15 protein-coding genes and 1 pseudogene are annotated in these 17,539 nt (G+C 74.5%); 5 read left to right on the top strand and 11 right to left on the bottom strand.

Annotation, left to right across the window (positions count from 1 at the left end; all coding sequences use genetic code 11):
- Nucleotides 1-1,179, bottom strand: a 1,179-nt coding sequence (locus tag AC1DT4_RS19175) for a CpaE/TadZ family protein (RefSeq protein WP_477091352.1), incomplete at its 3' end; no start/stop codon positions are given.
- A 1-nt stretch (nucleotide 1,180) separates the two neighbouring features.
- Entirely contained in the window at nucleotides 1,181-1,840 is a 660-nt protein-coding gene (locus AC1DT4_RS19170; RefSeq protein ID WP_477091351.1) for a hypothetical protein, read from the bottom strand.
- A 118-nt stretch (nucleotides 1,841-1,958) separates the two neighbouring features.
- On the opposite strand from AC1DT4_RS19170, the pseudogene AC1DT4_RS19165 reads away from it, so the two are divergent.
- Nucleotides 1,959-2,165: pseudogene (locus tag AC1DT4_RS19165) on the top strand (helix-turn-helix domain-containing protein); the annotation flags it as partial.
- Between the two features lie 95 nt (nucleotides 2,166-2,260).
- Here the strand turns inward: AC1DT4_RS19165 and AC1DT4_RS19160 are convergent.
- Nucleotides 2,261-2,773, bottom strand: a complete 513-nt coding sequence (locus tag AC1DT4_RS19160; protein WP_477091350.1) for a hypothetical protein — start codon at nucleotides 2,771-2,773, stop codon at nucleotides 2,261-2,263.
- Nucleotides 2,774-3,146: 373 nt separating this feature from the next.
- Between AC1DT4_RS19160 and AC1DT4_RS19155 the strand changes: the two genes are divergently transcribed.
- Nucleotides 3,147-4,046: a LysM peptidoglycan-binding domain-containing protein gene (locus AC1DT4_RS19155; protein ID WP_477091349.1), complete on the top strand. Its 900-nt coding sequence runs from the start codon at nucleotides 3,147-3,149 to the stop codon at nucleotides 4,044-4,046.
- Nucleotides 4,043-4,639: an Rv3235 family protein gene (locus AC1DT4_RS19150; protein ID WP_477091348.1), complete on the top strand. Its 597-nt coding sequence runs from the start codon at nucleotides 4,043-4,045 to the stop codon at nucleotides 4,637-4,639. The genes AC1DT4_RS19155 and AC1DT4_RS19150 overlap by 4 nt, the downstream gene beginning before the upstream one ends.
- 66 nt (nucleotides 4,640-4,705) lie before the next feature.
- Here AC1DT4_RS19150 and secA read toward each other — a convergent pair whose 3' ends face one another.
- From secA to mtrA, 8 genes are all read right to left on the bottom strand, one after another.
- Entirely contained in the window at nucleotides 4,706-7,522 is a 2,817-nt protein-coding gene (gene secA / locus AC1DT4_RS19145; RefSeq protein ID WP_477091347.1) for a preprotein translocase subunit SecA, read from the bottom strand.
- Nucleotides 7,485-8,507: a DMT family transporter gene (locus tag AC1DT4_RS19140; RefSeq protein ID WP_477091346.1), complete on the bottom strand. Its 1,023-nt coding sequence runs from the start codon at nucleotides 8,505-8,507 to the stop codon at nucleotides 7,485-7,487. The genes secA and AC1DT4_RS19140 overlap by 38 nt, the downstream gene beginning before the upstream one ends.
- Nucleotides 8,504-9,763 carry a winged helix-turn-helix domain-containing protein gene (locus AC1DT4_RS19135; protein ID WP_477091345.1) on the bottom strand — a complete coding sequence of 420 codons (1,260 nt, stop codon included), beginning with the start codon at nucleotides 9,761-9,763 and terminating at the stop codon, nucleotides 8,504-8,506. Before AC1DT4_RS19135 ends, AC1DT4_RS19140 begins: the two co-directional genes overlap by 4 nt.
- An 80-nt stretch (nucleotides 9,764-9,843) precedes the next feature.
- Nucleotides 9,844-10,473 (bottom strand): ribosome hibernation-promoting factor, HPF/YfiA family, encoded by a 630-nt coding sequence (gene hpf / locus AC1DT4_RS19130; RefSeq protein WP_477091344.1) that lies wholly within the window; start codon nucleotides 10,471-10,473, stop codon nucleotides 9,844-9,846.
- A gap of 203 nt (nucleotides 10,474-10,676) precedes the next feature.
- The gene (locus AC1DT4_RS19125; RefSeq protein WP_477091343.1) at nucleotides 10,677-11,417 is read right to left on the bottom strand and encodes a ComF family protein; all 741 of its coding nucleotides are present in this window, start codon (nucleotides 11,415-11,417) and stop codon (nucleotides 10,677-10,679) included.
- A 69-nt stretch (nucleotides 11,418-11,486) separates the two neighbouring features.
- Nucleotides 11,487-13,145, bottom strand: coding sequence for an LpqB family beta-propeller domain-containing protein (locus AC1DT4_RS19120; RefSeq protein WP_477091342.1), 1,659 nt, complete (start codon nucleotides 13,143-13,145; stop codon nucleotides 11,487-11,489).
- The gene (gene mtrB / locus AC1DT4_RS19115; protein ID WP_477091341.1) at nucleotides 13,142-14,854 is read right to left on the bottom strand and encodes an MtrAB system histidine kinase MtrB; all 1,713 of its coding nucleotides are present in this window, start codon (nucleotides 14,852-14,854) and stop codon (nucleotides 13,142-13,144) included. The genes AC1DT4_RS19120 and mtrB overlap by 4 nt, the downstream gene beginning before the upstream one ends.
- 19 nt (nucleotides 14,855-14,873) lie before the next feature.
- Nucleotides 14,874-15,557, bottom strand: coding sequence for an MtrAB system response regulator MtrA (gene mtrA / locus AC1DT4_RS19110; protein ID WP_055912929.1), 684 nt, complete (start codon nucleotides 15,555-15,557; stop codon nucleotides 14,874-14,876).
- Nucleotides 15,558-15,750: 193 nt separating this feature from the next.
- Here mtrA and AC1DT4_RS19105 point away from each other — a divergent pair, with 193 nt between their 5' ends.
- Both AC1DT4_RS19105 and AC1DT4_RS19100 read left to right on the top strand, forming a co-directional pair.
- Entirely contained in the window at nucleotides 15,751-16,887 is a 1,137-nt protein-coding gene (locus AC1DT4_RS19105; RefSeq protein ID WP_477091340.1) for a glycerophosphoryl diester phosphodiesterase membrane domain-containing protein, read from the top strand.
- Nucleotides 16,884-17,539: DUF4129 domain-containing protein (locus AC1DT4_RS19100; protein ID WP_477091339.1), on the top strand; the 656-nt coding region annotated here is incomplete at its 3' end. The genes AC1DT4_RS19105 and AC1DT4_RS19100, both read left to right, overlap by 4 nt.

Genomic DNA, 17,539 nt, shown 5'->3' with positions numbered 1-17,539 from the left:
GCGCACCGGCGAGCCCGGCGCGGCCTCGCGCAGCGTGCGYGCCTCGAGCACGGCCGCGTCGAGTGCGGGCCGGTCGTCGGGCAGCAGGTGCGCGTCGGTGACGCCGGCGTACCGGGCCAGAGCCTGCGCGACGGCGTCGGCCGGCTGGGGACCGGCGACCGACGCCCGGACCCGGTTGACCAGGACGAACCGCGTCGCCCCCAGGCCCAGGTCGGCGAGCTCGCCCAGGCCGCGGACCAGCCGGTGGAGGCCCACCGGGTCCCCCGCCCCGACGACCAGCACGACGTCCGCGGCCTCCAGCGCGCTGAGCGTGGCGGCGTTCCGCTGGGGTGCGCGCGTGTCGTAGGTCAGACCCTCGTCGCGCTCCAGGCTGAAGCCGCAGTCGATCACCGTCCACTCCACCAGCCCGCGGGCGACCGACCAGACGGCGTCGAGCGACGCGGACGGCAGCTCGGGCCACCGGTCCGCGCGAGAGATCCCGGAGAGGACCCGCAGGTCGGGCGCGATCGACGGAGTGAGCCGCGCGAGCGTCATGAGGTCGAGCGTCCCCTGGCCCGCCGCACGGGCGGCTGCCGCCAGGCCCGGCGCCTCGTCCAGCATGCCGACCACCTGGGCCACGCAGCCCCCGTACGTGTCGGCGTCGACGAGCAGCGTGCGGCGCCCGGCCGCGGCCAGCTCCGCGGCGACGTTCACCGCGACCGTCGTCCGTCCCGGCGCACCCGTCGGCCCCCAGACCGCCACGACGAGACCGCGGGCCGGGCGGCGGAACGTCGGCTCGTCGGGGAACGCCGGCCCCGGCGCCTCGTCGGACGCCCTCCCGACGACGGCCAGCGCGTCGCGCACGAGCGAGTCGGCGGACGCCCCGTCCTGCGGCGCCACGGCCACCAGGTCGACGCCCAGGGCAGCGAGGCGCTCGCTCAGCCAGGGCCGCGCGACGTCGCCGAGCCCGACCACCCGGACCCCCGCTCGGTGCAGGAGGTCGACGGCCTCGCGGTCGAGCAGATCGAGATCTCCGGACACGACGGCGACCCGCCCGAGACCCGCCTCGGCCGCCGCGAGCAGCTCCGTGAGGTCGGCGCACCGCCGCGTGACGCTGAGCCGGCCGCCGGTCTGCTCGACGGCCTGCACGATGAGCGACTCGGCCGCACCCTGCACGGCGCACAGCACCCCGACCGTCACGTCAGCCTCCCGTTCCCGGGACGGGCACCACGTCGACCGTGCCGTCGGCGGCCAGCGCCGTCAGGACCGTGGGCAGCACGTCCGTGGGGACCAGGACCTGCACGGAGCTCCCGCCGGACGCGCGGAACGCCCCCGACGGGGTGGCCACCTCCGCGACCGTGAGGCCGCCTGCCAGCTGCCGCGGCTCCCCCGGTGCGGCGTCGTCATCCGGTGCGGGCGGGGTGAACCAGACGTCGACGAGGGCCCCCGGCGCCACGTCCTGCGACGGCGCGCGGGTCAGCGTGATCGACACCGGACGCAGGTCGAGGTCGGCGGCGGACCCCACCGCCGACGCGGGCACCAGCTCGCCGCGACCGACGGCACGAACGACCACGCCGTCGGCGACCGGCCGGTCCGCGCGCAGGTAGTGGTCGAGGTTCACGGTGCCCAGCCGCACGTCCACGACCGCGAGCTCGTCGACCGCCACCCGGTCGCCCGGCACGAGCGCGGCCCGCGTCACGTACACCGGCACGGTGGCCTGGGCGGTGCGGACCGCCCACGAGCCCAGCAGCACCGACGCGGCGACCATCGCGATCCCCGCGAGCAGGCGCGGGTCGCGCCAGCCCGGCCGACGCAGCCGCGCCGCCACCGGCGCGGGCAGATCGAGCACGCTCGTGTCCATCGACTCTCCTGGTTCGTCGCGCACTGCCGGGAGCCGCCATCCTGCCGTGTGCAGGACGCCGCGGAGGGAGCATTGTGGACAAACCGGTCCGGGCGCCAGCGCGTGCCACACTGCGGGCATGCCTTCGAGGTTCCTGACGCTCGCGGACGTCACCGAGGTGCTCAACATCTCCGCACCGCAGGCCTACGCGCTCGTCCGTTCGGGTGAGCTGCCCGCCATCCAGATCGGCGGGCGCCTGCAGTGGCGTGTCGAGTCCACCGAGCTGGAGAAGTACATCCAGCGGATGTACGAGGAGACCCGCGCCCGGATCTCCGGCGACGGCGGCGCGACGGACGATGCCACGGAGTCGGAGTCGGAAGCGCAGGCGGCCGCGGAGGGCGAGGCGTCCGAGGAGATCGACGCTCCCTCGGACTGAGGCGGTCAGCCCGACCGGACCACCCGCACGGAGGCGAACGCGACCGCCCACACGACGCGGCCGTCGGTGAGGTCGAGGTGGTCGGCGCCCACGCGGTCGATGCGGCCCGAGAGCTCGGTGCCGGCGGCGTCGACGCGGACGAGCGAGCGATCCCGGGCGAGCGCGCGCAGGGCGTGACCCAGCCCGAGCCGTGACTCGACCGCACCCGCCTCGGGCGCAGCGTGCGCGACGAGCCCGTCGGCGGCTGCGACGGCGGTGAGCGGCACCAGCGCCTGGCGGACCGGCGACGTGGCCAGCAGGAGCCACTCGGGCGCCGCATCCACCAGCTCCCCCGCGTGCGCGTCGCCGCCCGCGACGAGCACGCGGACCTGTCGACCGACCGAGGCGCGAGCGCGGGCGGCGAGTCCGACCGACGCGCGTTCCGCCCGCGCGAGCTCGGCGACGTCGGCCCGCACCTCGGCGAGCCGGCCCGCCGCCAGCTGGGCCTCCATGTCCGCGAAGAGCGCCTCCCACCGCATGGGAGCACCGTAGGGGGTCGCGACCGGCGATCAGCCCGGAATCCCCGTCAGCTGCTCGCCTCCCGCCCTCGTGCGGCGCGTGCAGGCCGAGGTCGGCGTCAGCGTCCGGAGGTGATCTCCGTCGTCGGGCACGAGCTCCCTGGGTGCTGCGCAGCCACGCGTCCGGCGAGCTCCGCCGCGCGGTCCAACCGGTCACGCCCCCGATCGAGGCAGACGCCGCGGAGCGATCCGGGTGACACCGGGCGGGAGCCGCACAAGCGGTCACGCTCGCCCGGTACGAAGCACCCCACTGGACACCGCATCGGACAATCAGGTACATCTATGACACTCAAGCATCATCAAACTGCATCAAACGACATGATCAGGGGCCGCCATGCCGATCGACGACAGCACAAAGCGCGTCCGCCACACCGCGACGTTCGGTGCACTCCTAGCGGGGACGTTGGCCGCGTCCGGGTTGTCGGGAGCGCTGACCCTCAGGCTCGACGCCCTGGCATCCGGGCACACCGGACCGTGGCGCGTCGAGGCGGCGGTCGAGCTCGCGGTGATCGCGGCAGGGCTCGTGGTCGCCCTGTGGCTCGCCATGTCGACCCTCGTCGCGGCGGCGTGCGTCGTCACCCGGGCCGCCGGCGCCAGGTGGCGGGCCGGTGAGCGGCTGGTGCAGCGCTGCGCGCCCGGGGTCGTTCGCCAAGCCCTCGTGCTCGTCGTCGGGGCGAGCGTCGGGATCGGCATGGCCTCCGGAGCGTCCGCGGCCGCCCCGGAGCCGACGCCGTCCGCCTCGTCGAGCGTCGCACCGGCCGTCGGGGCGGACGATCTCGGGTGGGCGGTGACCACGCCGACCGTCGAGGACGCCGCGGTGGACGGTCCGGCGGAGTCGAGTGCGCCGCCCGCACGGTCGACCGCCGACGTCGAGCCGGTGTCGAGCGCTGCGGCGGACGGCCAGGCCGCCGCAGGGCCGAGCTCGAGCACGCCGGCACCCTCGGACGCGGTCGTCGGCACGGACGCAACCGGCGCGCAGGCCGCGTCGGGCCAGACAGCCACGGCAGGAACGGCAGGCACGACGACGGATGCGGGGGTCGTCGTCGCTGCCGGGGACAGCCTCTGGGCGATCGCCGCGCGGCACCTCCCACCGGACGCCAGCGACGCGCAGATCGCCGCGGCGTGGCCTCAGTGGTACCGCGCCAACGCCGCGACCATCGGGGCGGACCCGGACCTCATCACGCCGGGGCAGGTCCTCACGGTGCCGTCGTCCCTCGCTGGGGTGTCCTCATGAGCGGGCTCGTGCTCGCCCGGACGGGGACCGTCGAGGAGGCGTTCGCGAGCGTCGGCGGCGGCGCGGCGCGTGTGCCCGGCGGCGCCCCGCTGACGCGGCCGCACGCCCGCCTGGTCCCGGCTCTCCCCCGCCCGACCGTCGAGGAAGCCGTCGGACCCGCACATCGCGTGCCCCTCACGGCGTCGGCACGCGTCGCGGTCCTGCGGGCGAGCGACCGCTCGCCGATGGCGGACGTCGACGACGACGAGACCGGCCCGCTGCCCGAGGGCGACCCGGCCGTCGTCGCGCGGACCATCGCGCTCGCCGCGCTCGAGGTGCTCGCCGGGCGACGGTCCGCCGCCCAGCTGGCCCGCTGGCTGACGCCCGGGGTGTTCGACTCGCTCCAGGTCCGCGCCGGTCTGACCCAGCGGGTGCTCGGCCGGACCGGGATCGCCCGACCGCCCGTGATCCGCCGGGCGCGGACGTGCCGTGTCGAGCCGTACGTCCTCGAGGCGAGCGTGGTCGCCGACGACGGTGCCCGGGTCCGCGCCGTCGCCGTCCGGCTCGAGGGTCACCGAGGCGCGTGGCGGGTCACCGCGCTCGAGATCGGCTGACCCCAGGCGGTGGCTCGACGCACGAGGGCCCGCTCCCTGTGCCGGAAGCGGGCCCTCGTCGTGCGATCAGCGCTTGCGCTGCTGCTTCGCGGCCTTGCGGCGCGCCTCGCGGTTGGCCGTGCCGTCCTCGCCGGCCGCGGCCGCGGGACGGGCGCCGGCGTTCTTGCCGCCCGCGTCGCCGCGCGTGACCACGCCGCCGTCGCCGTCGACCGACGGAGCCGTGTACTGCAGCGGCGCGCGCTCGGCCGGACCGTCGATGCCCTTGGCGACGAGCTTGCCGGGCGTCGGGCCGTCGGACACGGACCGCGCGAGCGCCGCCTGGGCACCGGCGCTCGCCGCCGCCTGGACGGCCGAGTCGGCGGTCACGGCGGGAGCGTCGGGCTGCGCAACCTGGACCTCCAGGTTGTACAGGTAGCCGACCGTCTCCTCCTTGATCGCGTCCGTCATCGCGTTGAAGAGCTGGTAGCCCTCGCGCTGGTACTCGACCAGCGGGTCGCGCTGGGCCATCGCGCGCAGGCCGATGCCCTCCTTGAGGTAGTCCATCTCGTAGAGGTGCTCGCGCCACTTGCGGTCGAGGACCGACAGGGTCACGCGCCGCTCGAGCTGGCGCATGTTGTCCGAGCCGATCTCCTCCTCGCGCTCCTGGTACGCGTGCGCGGCGTCGGAGAGGATCTCCCGCTCGATGAGCTCCGCCGTCAGGCGCGTGGCGCCGCCGGCCTGCTCCACGACCTCGTCGGGCGTGATCGACACGGGGTAGACCGCCTTGAGCGCCGTCCACAGCGCGTCGAGGTCCCAGTCCTCCGGGCGCCCCTCGGCCGCGGCACCGGTGATGTACGCCGAGAGCACGTCGTTGCGGAAGTGCTTGACCTGCTCGTGCAGGTCCTCACCCTCCAGGACGCGCCGGCGCTGCTCGTAGATGACCTCGCGCTGGCGGGACATGACGTCGTCGTACTTGAGGACGTTCTTGCGGATCTCGAAGTTGCGCGCCTCGACCTGCGACTGCGCCGACTGGATGCCGCGCGTGACGATCTTCGACTCGAGCGGCATGTCCTCGGGGAAGCCGGCGCGCGTCATCATCGACTCCGCGAGACCGGAGTTGAACAGGCGCATCAGGTCGTCCTGCATCGACAGGTAGAACCGCGACTCGCCCGGGTCGCCCTGGCGGCCGGAACGACCACGCAGCTGGTTGTCGATGCGGCGCGACTCGTGCCGTTCGGTGCCGAGGACGTACAGCCCGCCCAGCTCCACGACCTCGTCGTGCTCCGCGGCGACCGACTCCTTCGCCTTCTCGAGCGCGAGCGGCCACGCGGCCTCGTACTCCTCCGCGTTCTCCGCGGGGTCCAGACCCCGGGCCGAGAGGTCCTCGACGGCCATGAACTCGGCGTTGCCGCCCAGCATGATGTCGGTGCCTCGGCCGGCCATGTTCGTCGCGACGGTCACGGCGCCCTTGCGCCCGGCCTGCGCGACGATCGACGCCTCGCGCGCGTGCTGCTTCGCGTTGAGCACCTCGTGCGGGACGCCCTGCTTCTTCAGCTTGGAGGAGAGCAGCTCGCTCTTCTCGACGCTCGTGGTGCCGACGAGGACCGGCTGGCCCTGCGCGTGACGCTCGACGATGTCCGCGACGACGGCGTCGAACTTGCCGTCCTCGCTCTTGTACACGAAGTCGCGCTGGTCGATGCGCTGCATCGTGCGGTTGGTCGGGATGGGGACGACGCCCAGGTTGTACGTGCCCTGGAACTCCGCGGCCTCGGTCTCGGCCGTACCGGTCATGCCGGCGAGCTTGCCGTAGAGGCGGAAGTAGTTCTGCAGGGTGATGGTGGCGAGCGTCTGGTTCTCGGCCTTGATGGCCACGCCCTCCTTGGCCTCGATCGCCTGGTGCATGCCCTCGTTGTAGCGGCGGCCCGGCAGGATGCGGCCGGTGTGCTCGTCGACGATGAGCACCTCGCCGTTCATCACGACGTAGTCCTTGTCGCGCTTGAACAGCTCCTGCGCCTTGATGGCGTTGTTGAGGAAGCCGATGAGCGGCGTGTTGAGGGACTCGTAGAGGTTCTCGATGCCGAGGTAGTCCTCGACGCGCTCGATGCCGGGCTCCAGGACGCCGACGGTGCGCTTCTTCTCGTCGACCTCGTAGTCGCGCTCGGCCTGCAGGCGACGGACCACCTTGGCGAACTCCGCGTACCAGCGGTTGGCGTCGCCCGACGCCGGCCCGGAGATGATCAGCGGAGTGCGGGCCTCGTCGATGAGGATCGAGTCGACCTCGTCGACGATGGCGAAGTTGTGGCCGCGCTGGACCAGCTCGTCCGTGCTCCACGCCATGTTGTCGCGCAGGTAGTCGAAGCCGAACTCGTTGTTGGTGCCGTAGGTGATGTCGCACGCGTACTGCTTGCGCCGCTCGGCCGGCTCCTGGCTGGACAGGATCACGCCGCTGGTCAGGCCGAGGAACCGGTAGACGCGGCCCATGAGCTCGGCCTGGTAGCTGGCGAGGTAGTCGTTCACGGTGACGACGTGGACGCCCTTGCCGCTCAGCGCGTTGAGGTACGCGGGCGCGGTCGCGACGAGCGTCTTGCCCTCGCCGGTCTTCATCTCCGCGATGTTGCCCAGGTGCAGCGCGGCGCCGCCCATGAGCTGGACGTCGAAGTGGCGCTGGCCGAGCGTGCGCCGCGACGCCTCGCGCACCGTGGCGAACGCCTCGGCCAGCAGGTCGTCGAGCGTCTCGCCCTCGGCGAGCCGGGCGCGGAAGCGGTCCGTCTCCTCGCGCAGCTCGGCATCGGACAGCGCGGTGAAGCTGTCCTCCAGGGCGTTGACCTGCTGGGCGATGCCCGACAGCTTCTTGACGATCCGGCCTTCACCGAGGCGCAGGACCTTCTCGAGGATCGCTGGCACGCACTACTCCCGACGTGTTCGCACTCCGGGCGCGCGCGGCGTCGGAGCGGCTGAGGTGACCGGCCGCACGGCCGGGCGCGTCCATCGTAGGCGAGCCTGCGCGGCGCGGGCGAAGAACGACCACCGCGGCGCCGAGCAGGACGGCACCGACCACGCCGGCGGCGCCGAGCCGCTCGTCGCGCAGCAGGACGGCACCGACCGTGGCCGTGAGGGGTTCGAGCAGGGCGAGCAGGGCCGCGGTGGTGGCCGGGACGTGCCGCAACCCCGTGAAGTACGCGCTGTAGGCCGCGGCGGTCGGCACCACGGCGAGGTACGCCAGCAGCGCCCAGCCCTGCCCGTCGACGGGGACCGCGAGCCCCGGCGCAGCCACCGCGGCGACCGGCAGGAGGACGATTCCGCCGAGCGTGAACGCGGTCGCCGTGAGGGGCAGCGGACCCAGGCCGGGCACGCTGCGACGGTTCAGGCCGGTCATCGTCGCGAACGCCGCTGCGGCCAGCAGGGCGAGCAGGGCCCCGGCCGCGGCGCCCGGGCCGGCGGCGTCCGACGGTCCGACCAGGAGCGCGAGCCCGGTCAGCGCGAGGCCGAGCGCGACCAGGGTGCGGGGCGACGGCAGCCGCCGCTCGGCGACGGCGGTCCCGACGGCCACGAGCAGCGGCGCCGCGCCGAGCGCCACGAGGGTGGCCACCGCGACACCCGCGCGCTGCACCGCGGCGAAGTAGGCGGCCTGGTAGACGGCGGCGAGCAGTGCGGTCTCCACGACGAGGAGGACGACCGGGCGGCTCCGCGCGAGATCGCGCAGCGCGCCCGTGGCGGCGAGGCCCAGCAGCAGGACTCCGCCGCCGAAGAGAAGCCGGTACGCGGCCACTGTCAGCGGCGGGAGGCCGGCGACGTCCGCGAGCGCGGCACCGGCCAAGCCGCCGGTGCCCCAGAGCACACCGCCGAGGGCGACCAGCGCGAAGTCCCGCGGCCGCGTCTCGTTAGTCATGCGGCGAACCGGAGGGCGTGCACCAGGTCGGGGGCGAGGTCGCCCCGCAGCACGCCGTCGCGGTCGCCGACGACGATGTCCTCCAGCCCGAGCCACCCGGCGAGCTCGCGCAGCTCCGCGGCCAGGGGCTCGACGACGGCGGCGTCCGGCGTGGTCGAGCCGAGGGCCCGGTGCGCCGCCTGCACGCGCAGGACCCCGGACTGTCGGTCGGCCTTGAGGTCGACGAGGGCCGGCAGCGACTCCCCGAGCAGGAACGGCAGCACGTAGTACCCCCACACCCGCTGCGGCTCGGGGACGTAGATCTCGATGCGGTAGCGCAGGCCGAAGAGGGCCTCGACGCGGCGGCGCTCGAAGATCAGCGGGTCGAACGGGTTGAGCAGCGCGCGCCCCGTCGCCCGGCGGGGCAGGTCCGCGTCGCGGTGCCGCCACACCGTCCCCTGGTTCCAGCCGTCGACGGTCACCTCGTGCAGCACGCCGTCCTCGACCAGGTCCGCGATCGCCGGCAGGACCCGGGCCTCCTTGATGCGGAAGTAGTCGGCGATGCTGCGCAGCGTGCCGATGCCGTGCGCGCGGGCGCCGATCTCCGTGAGTGCCCGGATCGCGTCCTCGTCCGACGGCTCCGGGGCGGCCAGCACCTCCGGCGGCAGCACCCGCGAGGTCAGGTCGTACCGCCGCTCGAACGCGCCGTTGCGGCCCGCCGACGTGATCTCGCCCGTGAAGAACAGGAACTCGAGCACTCGCTTGGCCACCGACCAGTTCCAGCCCCACTCCCCGCGCGAGGTGGGGTGCTCGGCCTCGAAGTCCGCCTGGACCTCGCGCGCCGTGATCGGACCGCGCTCGGTGATGATCGACCGGATCTCGTCGACCATCGGCGAGTGCTTCAGCGGCACCTCGGCGATCGCGCCCCACGCCTCGTCGAGGTACGCGCGCTGCCGCCAGCCGAGCATCCGGTACGTCTCGGGCGGCACGAACGAGGCCATGTGTGCCCACGTCTCGACCAGCCGCCGCGGGGACCGCCCCGAGGCGCGGTCGAGCAGCGCCGGGTCGTACGCGCCGATCCGGGAGAACGTCGGCATGAGGTGGGCGCGCGCCAGCACGTTGACCGAGTCGATCTGCAGGACCCCGAGGCGGTCCACCACCTGCTGGAACTGCCGCATCGTCGCCGGCGCCGCCCGGTCCGGGCGGGGGCGGTCGAGGCCCTGGGACCGCAGCGTGATGCGACGAGCCTGGGACAGCGAGAGGCGCTCGGGCAGCATCCGCCCATCCTGCCCTGCGGCACCGACACGACGACGCCCGCCCGGTCGGGTGGACCGGGCGGGCGTCGGTGGTCGGGCGGTCAGCTGCTGACGGTGGCGAGCGGCGCTCCCGCGACCGCCGTGTCGAGCTTGATGATCCCGTAGCTCCAGCCGCGGCGGCGGTACGCGACCGACGGCTGGGCGGTCTCGGCGTCGATGAACAGGAAGAAGTCGTGCCCGACGAGCTCCATCTCGTAGAGCGCGTCGTCGACGGTCATCGGCTGCGCCTGGTGGACCTTCTCCCGGATGATCACGGGCGAGTCGCCGAGGGTCGTCTCGACCGCGGCGTCGGGGTCGACGGCGGCGGGCGCCTCGGGCTCGGGCTCGGGCGGGCGGACGTCGACAGGGGCGATCGGAGTGTGGTTGCGGTGGTCCTTGCGCCGGTCACGCGTGCGACGCAGCCGCTCGAGAAGCTTCCCGAGCGCCAGGTCCAGCGCCGCGTACCGGTCGTCTGCGCACGCCTCGGCGCGGATCACGGGTCCTCGGTCGACCACGGTGAGCTCGACACGCTCACTGCTGCCCGCCTGTCGGGGGTTGGTCTCGTGCGACACGACGACATCGATCCGCTGTGCGCGGGGGGCCAGCTGCTCGACTTTCGCGAGCTTCTGCTCGACGTGCGTCCGGTACTTCGGAAGCACCTCGGTGTGCCGGCCGGCAACCACGATCTCCATGTGAGCCTCCTGCGAGGTCAGGGGCGGGACGTACCCGCCCAGGTGACATGCGATGGGCTGCCCCAGGGGGCAGTCGGGCGGCGTCACCTCCTCCCGCGGCCTGCCCGGACGACCCTGGTGGGGGTCGGCTCCGCGCGGCGCCGTGGCTCAGGCCTCCACGCTAACCCCGCGGGTGCCGGGGAACCACCCGCATCGCCCACGGATCACCCTGTGGACATCCGCCCGGCGGGCGGCAGCCTCGGCGGCGCCCCCGGTCCGGGCGTCGACGCGAGCGTGAGGCCCCCGACGACCCGTGCGCCCGCCCGCTCGAGGGCCTGGCGGGCGGCCGCGATCGTCGCCCCCGTGGTGAGGACGTCGTCGACGACGAGCACGTCGTGGCCGGTCACCCGGTCCACCCCGCCGCGGGCCACGCGCACGTGGCCGGCGAGGTTCCGGGAGCGCGCGCGGGCACCGAGGCCGACCTGGTCCCGGCCGCCGGCCCGCACCAGGACCGGCACGGCCTGCGCCGGCAGTCCCCCGGCCGTCAGGCCGTCGGCCGCGGCCGCCGCGAGGGCGCCGACGAGGTCGGCGCCCCGACGCCGGCGGGACGCGGCGGTCGAGGGTGCGGGCACGACGAGCACCGAGCGGGACCGGCCGAGCTCCGGCGCGACCTCGAGCGCCGCGCGACCGGCCGCGCGCGCGAAGGCCCGCGTGAGGTCGAGCCGACCCCGGTCCTTCCACGCGACGATCCCGCGCCGCACGTCGCCGGTGCAGTCCGCCAGCGTCCACACGGGCAGGGCCGCCGTCCCGTCCAGCCGGTCGAGGCGCGGGGCGCGGTCCTCGCAGCGCCACGGGCGTCCGCCCAGCCGCGCCGCGCACACCGGGCACCAGGCGACGTCGTCGGCCCCGCACCCCGCGCACTCGACGGGCAGCAGCAGGCCGAGCAGGTCCCGGGCGAACGTCATGCCCCGACCGTGCCCTGCCCGGCGGACGACCGCCGGGCAGGGTGTGCACGATCAGGGGCTGTGGGCGCCTCAGCCGGGGAAGTACGGGTCGGCCGCGTCCTTCACGCCGAGGACCTGGGCCCAGGTGGAGCCGACGAACTTGCGCAGCTCGCCGTCGGTCGTCGTCACGTAGATGACCGAGCCGCCCGCCAGGGCGTCGAGCTTCGCGACCTCCGGGAGCGGAGGCCTGGTGGGTCCGGCGACGGGGACCAGGTGCACCGCGGAGTTGCCCGAGGAGCGCCCGATCACCGCGAGCGTCGACTCGTCGGACCAGACGACCGAGGTGGCGTCCACCAGGGAGGCCCCCGCACGGACGGGGATGCCGAGCTGCTGCGGCGCCGCCGACTTGTCGCGCGTGATCGCGGCGACGTCGAGGCTCACCCCGTCCGCGCCGGCCGACACGATCGCGATGCGGACGCCGTCGCGCGCCATGCGCACCGCGCGCACCGTCCGACCCTCCAGCCAGTCCGCGCTCACGTGCACCGGGTCGCCCTCGGTCGGCACGGCGATGAGCCCGCCCGACGACTCGGCGGTCCAGGTCCAGCCGAAGCGGTCGACGGACGGTGCCGCCAGCCCGGTCCCCGTCAGCAGGTCGCGGGCGGGTGCCGCGTCCGTCGGAACGGTACTGAGCGTGCCGGGGCCCGAGAGCATGACGCGGACCGACCCGTCCTCGTTCGTCGCGGGGAACCGCGGGTCGAGACCCGCGAGCGACTCGATCCCCGGCACCGGGGTGGCCTCGCCGTCCACGAGGGCGACGATCTTGTCGTCCTGCAGGAACTCGACGTTGCCGGGCGGCAGCGACCCGTGCTGCAGGCTCGACGCGCCCTCCAGCAGCAGCTCCCCCGCGTAGACCTCGACCGTGCCGATCCACGGGACCGGGCGCAGGCTCGCATCGATCTGGGCGAGCAGGAGGCCGCGGTCGGCGCGGGTGACGGCGAGGGCCGGTTCCAGGTACACGCGCGCGACGCCGTCCGTGTCGACCGTCACCGACTCGGGGTTGAGCTGGACGCCGGCCGGGACCGCCGTGTCGACCGCGTCCTGCAGCCACGGCGACGGGCCGGCGAGCAGCTCGCGGACGATCGACGTCGGCAGGTTCTTGTTCGGGAACCAGCGCGACTCCGGCACGAGGAAGGCATCGTCGGGCGACAGGAAGTACAGGGAGGCCGGCCGGAAGCTCCGCGCGAAGTCCTCCTCCTGGAGGATCAGGCCGTCGGGCAGGGCGGCGATCCGCCACTCGCCCGCGTCGTCCTGCACGAGGTCGTACGTGACCGACTCGCGCCCGTCCGGCGGCGCCTCGACGTACCGGCCGTCCTCGTCGACCTTGGCCTTGACCGGGACGTCGATCGTCACCTCGGTCTCGACCGTGGTCGGCTCGTACTCGAGCGGACCGGCGACCGCGACGCCCGCGTCGGGCTTCCACGTGGCCTTCGCCTCGCCCGCGAGGTACTCCCGCGCCGTCACGAAGCTGTCCGAGAACCCGGCAGCGCCCGCCGCGAGGAAACCGTCGACGATCTCGGTCGGCGAGTCCCCCGCCTGCGGACCCTCGGCGAGCACGTCGATGTCGGAGGGCTCGCTGACCTCGGCGTTCCCCTCCTGCACCGGTCCTGACGTCGGGATGGCCGAGCACGCCGCGAGGACGGCGACGGTCGCCACCGCGAGGGCGCCCCGACGGAGCCGCTGCGCGGTCATCGGACCTCCTGGCGGTCGTCCGCGTCGTGGGCCCCGTGCTCGTCCGACGCCAGGTCGGGCAGGGCGGCGGGGTCGGTGTTCGGACGGATGACGGGGATCCGCAGCGCGCCGGTGATGGGCGACTCGTCGGGCGCGAGCGGCAGCGGCGACCCGGTCAGCCGGATGCCGGCGCGGCGGGGCAGCGTCAGCCGGAAGCTCGCGCCGCGGCCCGGCCGGCCCCAGGCCTCGAGCCAGCCGCCGTGCAGGTGCGCGTCCTCCAGCGAGATCGCCAGGCCGAGCCCGGTGCCGCCGGTGGTGCGGGCCCGCGCGGGGTCGGCGCGCCAGAAGCGGTCGAACACGTGGACCGCCTCGTCGGGCGTCATGCCGACGCCGCGGTCGCGGACGGTGACCGCGACGGCGTGCGCGTCGGCGCCGACCGTGACCTCGACCGTGCTGCCCTCGGCGTGCTCGACGGCGTTCACGAGGAGGTTGCGCAGGATGCGCTCGACCCGGCGGGGGTCGATGTCCGCGACGCAGCGCTCCTCGGGCACCACGACGTGCAGCCACGCCCCGCGCCGGTCGGCCAGCGTCGAGGCGTGGTCGACGGCCTGGATGACGACGTCCCGGACGTCGCGACCCTCGGCGTCGAGCACCGCGGCGCCCGCGTCGAACCGGCTGATCTCGAGCAGGTCCGCCAGCAGGTCCTCGAACCGGTCCAGCTGCGTCTGCAGCAGCTCGGCGGAGCGCTTGGGGGCGGGGGCGAAGTCCTCGCGGGAGGAGTGGATGACCTCGCCGGCCATGCGGATCGTCGTCAGCGGCGTCCGCAGCTCGTGCGAGACGTCGGAGACGAACCGGCGCTGGAGGGTCGACAGCTCCTCCATCCGGTGGATCTGGTCCTGGAGGCTGTCGGCCATCTCGTTGAACGAGCGGGCCAGCGTCGCCATCTCGTCCTCGCCCTTCTCCGGCATCCGCTCCGACAGGTGCCCGTCGGCCAGCCGCTCCGCGACCTGCGCCGCGCGCCGCACCGGCCGGACCGTCTGGCGGGTGACCAGCCACGTCATGCTGCCCAGCAGGACGACCAGGGCCACCGCCGCGAGGCCGAGCGTGCGCTGCAGGAAGTCCAGCCGGTCCTGCTCGGACTGCAGGCTGTACAGGAAGAACAGCTGGTAGGTGCCGTCGACCGGCACGACCACGTCCTGACCGACGATGACGCCGGGCGACACGCCGCCCGACTCCTGGTCGATCGCGACCGACTGCCACTGCTGACCACCGCCGGCCGTCGCGAGCCGGAGCTCGGGGCTGACCAGCCCGATGAGGGAGGCGTCCGACGCAGCACCCGAGACGGTGACGCTGCCGCCCTTCTGACCGGGTGCGCGCAGGAGGAAGACCTCGCGCCGGTCGGAGCCGCCGGTGCGCTGAGACTTCGCCACGTCCCCCAGCAGCCGCTGGACGTCGGTGCCCGAGGTCGCCGTCGAGGCGTCGAGCGTCGCCTGCGCCTGCTGGGTGGAGCGGGCGCTCTCCTGGAGCACCTGCTCGAGCCGAGCGTTGAAGAGGCCGTCGGCCATGCGGGCGCTGACGTACCCGCCGACGAGCGCGAGAGCGACGAGGCCGATCGCCATGGTGGACGTGATGACACGGACCTGCAGCGACGAGCGCCACGTGCGGATCCACGAGCGAGCACGACGACGCGACCGTGCCCGGACCAGCCGCCAGGTGCCGCTCAGCCGCACGGTGCTGCTCCTGACCGCCTCACGTCGAGGCCACGCCCGCCTTGTAGCCGACGCCGCGGACGGTGACGACGATCTCGGGCTGCTCGGGATCGTTCTCGATCTTGGAGCGCAGGCGCTGGACGTGCACGTTCACCAGGCGGGTGTCCGCGGCGTGGCGGTAGCCCCAGACCTTCTCCAGCAGGACCTCGCGCGTGAACACCTGCCACGGCTTGCGGGCCAGGGCGACGAGCAGGTCGAACTCGAGCGGCGTGAGGGACACGGGGCGCCCGGCGCGCGCGACCCGGTGGCCGGGCACGTCGATGGTGACGTCGCCGATCGTCAGGTGCTCCGGCGCGGGCTCGTCGCTGCGGCGCAGCCGGGCGCGCACGCGCGCGACCAGCTCCTTCGGCTTGAACGGCTTCGAGATGTAGTCGTCGGCGCCCGACTCGAGCCCGAGGACGACGTCGACCGTGTCGCTCTTGGCGGTGAGCATCACGATCGGCACGCCCGACTCGGCGCGGATCTGCCGGCAGACCTCGTTGCCGTCCTTGCCGGGCAGCATGAGGTCGAGCAGGACGAGGTCCGGCTGCGTGGCGCGGAACACCCCGATCGCCTCGTCACCGTCCTCGCAGAACACCGGGTCGAAACCCTCCGACCGCAGCACGATGCCGATCATCTCGGCCAGCGCGGTGTCGTCGTCGACCACCAGCACGCGTCCCTTCATGGCGGCATTCTCGCACTGCAGAGGCCCGGAGCCGGGCCACCTGGTGGAAAGGGGCCGACACGGGCCCACAGATCACCCGTCCGCGCGTCGGAGCCACCGGTCGCCGTGGCACGATGAATGCTCCGCGGGGGCCACGTCGGTGGTGCCCGGGGAGTCCAGCCGACCGACAGACAGCCGAGGGAGCCGCGCTCGCATGACGAGCCCGCACGACGACGTGCCGCAGACGCCGACGTGGGCCGCGCCCGCCGGGACCAGCACGCCACCGCCGGAACCTCCTGTCGCACCCGGCCCGCCGACCGCGCCGCCGCCGCCCGGCTGGGGCGCGCCGCAGCCGCCCGTCGGCTACGGCGCGTGGGGTCCGGCGTCTCCCCCACCCCCGGGCGTGCAGTGGCGCCCGCAGGCCCTGCAGCCCGGCATCATCCCGCTGCGCCCCCTCGGCATGGGCGAGATCTACGACGGCGCGTTCCGGGCCATCCGCGCGAACCCGCGCGTGATGTTCGGGCTCGCCGCGCTGGTCGTCACGCTCGCGGTCACGATCCAGTCGGTCATCCAGTGGTACGTCCGCGGCATCTCGGCCCGGGGGCTGACCGACGTCTCCACCGACATCGACCCCTCCGGCCAGCTCGGCATCGCCGACCAGCTGGGCTCGTCGTTCGGCCTGCTCGTCGGCGCGCCCGTGACCGCGATCGCGACGACGGTGCTCACCGGCCTGCTCATCGTCTCCGTGAGCCGGTCGGTGCTGGGCCAGGTGGCCACGGTCGCCGAGGTCCTGCGCTCCTGGCGGGTCTGGCTCGTGGTCGGCTTCACGTTCCTCACCGGGCTCGTGTGGGCGGTCGTCCTCGGCGTGATGGTGACGGGGGTCGTCCTGCTCGCGGTGAACGACCAGGTCGCTCTCGCCGTGGTCGTCGGGCTGCTGAGCGCGGCGGCGCTGCTCGTGCTCGGGGTGTGGTACTCCACCCGGACGCTGCTCGTCGCGCCCGCCCTGATGCTCGAGGGCAAGAAGTTCTGGCCGACGATCGGTCGCGCCTGGCGGCTCACGCGCGGGAGCTTCTGGCGCCTGTTCGGCATCTACCTGCTGACCAGCTTCCTCGCGGGGATCATCGCGCAGATCATCGTCTTCCCGGCCTCGCTGATCGCCGGGCTGTTCCTGCGCGACCCCACGGCCACCTCGTTCGGGTCGATCGTCGTCATCGGCGTCGCCAACATCATCGCGTCCACGCTGTCGACGACCTTCCTGTCGGCCGTCGTCGCGCTCCTCTACATCGACGTCCGGATGCGCCGCGAGGGCCTGGACGTCGAGCTGGCCCGCGCCGCGGAGACCACCGCGTGAGTCTGGCGGCCCGGGCGGCGACCGGGATCCCGGTCGACCCCGACGCCGCGACCGCGCGCCGCTGGGCCCGCGAGGAGCTCCTCGACCCCGTCTACCACGAGCAGACCTCGCTGCTGCGGCGCCTGCTGACCTGGATCTCCGAGCAGCTCGCGGGCCTGCGCACCCCGGCGGCGCTCGACCCGTGGGCGGTGCTCGCCGTCGTCGGGGTCGTGGCGGCCGTCGTCGTCATCGCGTTCCTCGTCGCCGGCCCGGTCCGCCGCGCGGGGCGCGGGGTCTCCGACCGTCGCGTCCTGGACGCGGACGACGCCCGGACCGCCGAGCAGATCCGCGCGGCCGCCGACGCCGCCGCGGCGCGCGCCGACTGGTCGCTCGCGGTCCTGGAGCGCTACCGAGCGATCGTCCGTGGCCTCGAGGAGCGCGCGGTGCTGGACGAGCGCGCCGCGCGGACCGCGCACGAGGCCGCCCTGGCCGCGGCCGGCCGGCTGCCCGCCCTGGGCGCCGATCTCATCGCTGCGGGCCGTACCTTCGACGACGTCGCGTTCGGCGACGTGCCCGCGACCGCCGACGACGACCGCGCGCTGCGCGACCTCGACGCCCGCGTGCGCGGCACGCGACCGGCGGCCGGKCCGGCCGCGACCGAGCTGGCCGTGGC

This window comes from Cellulomonas sp. P4_D11 (assembly GCF_056401915.1).
Note: the sequence above shows the minus strand (reverse complement) of the source record. Positions and strands in the feature narration are given on the sequence as shown.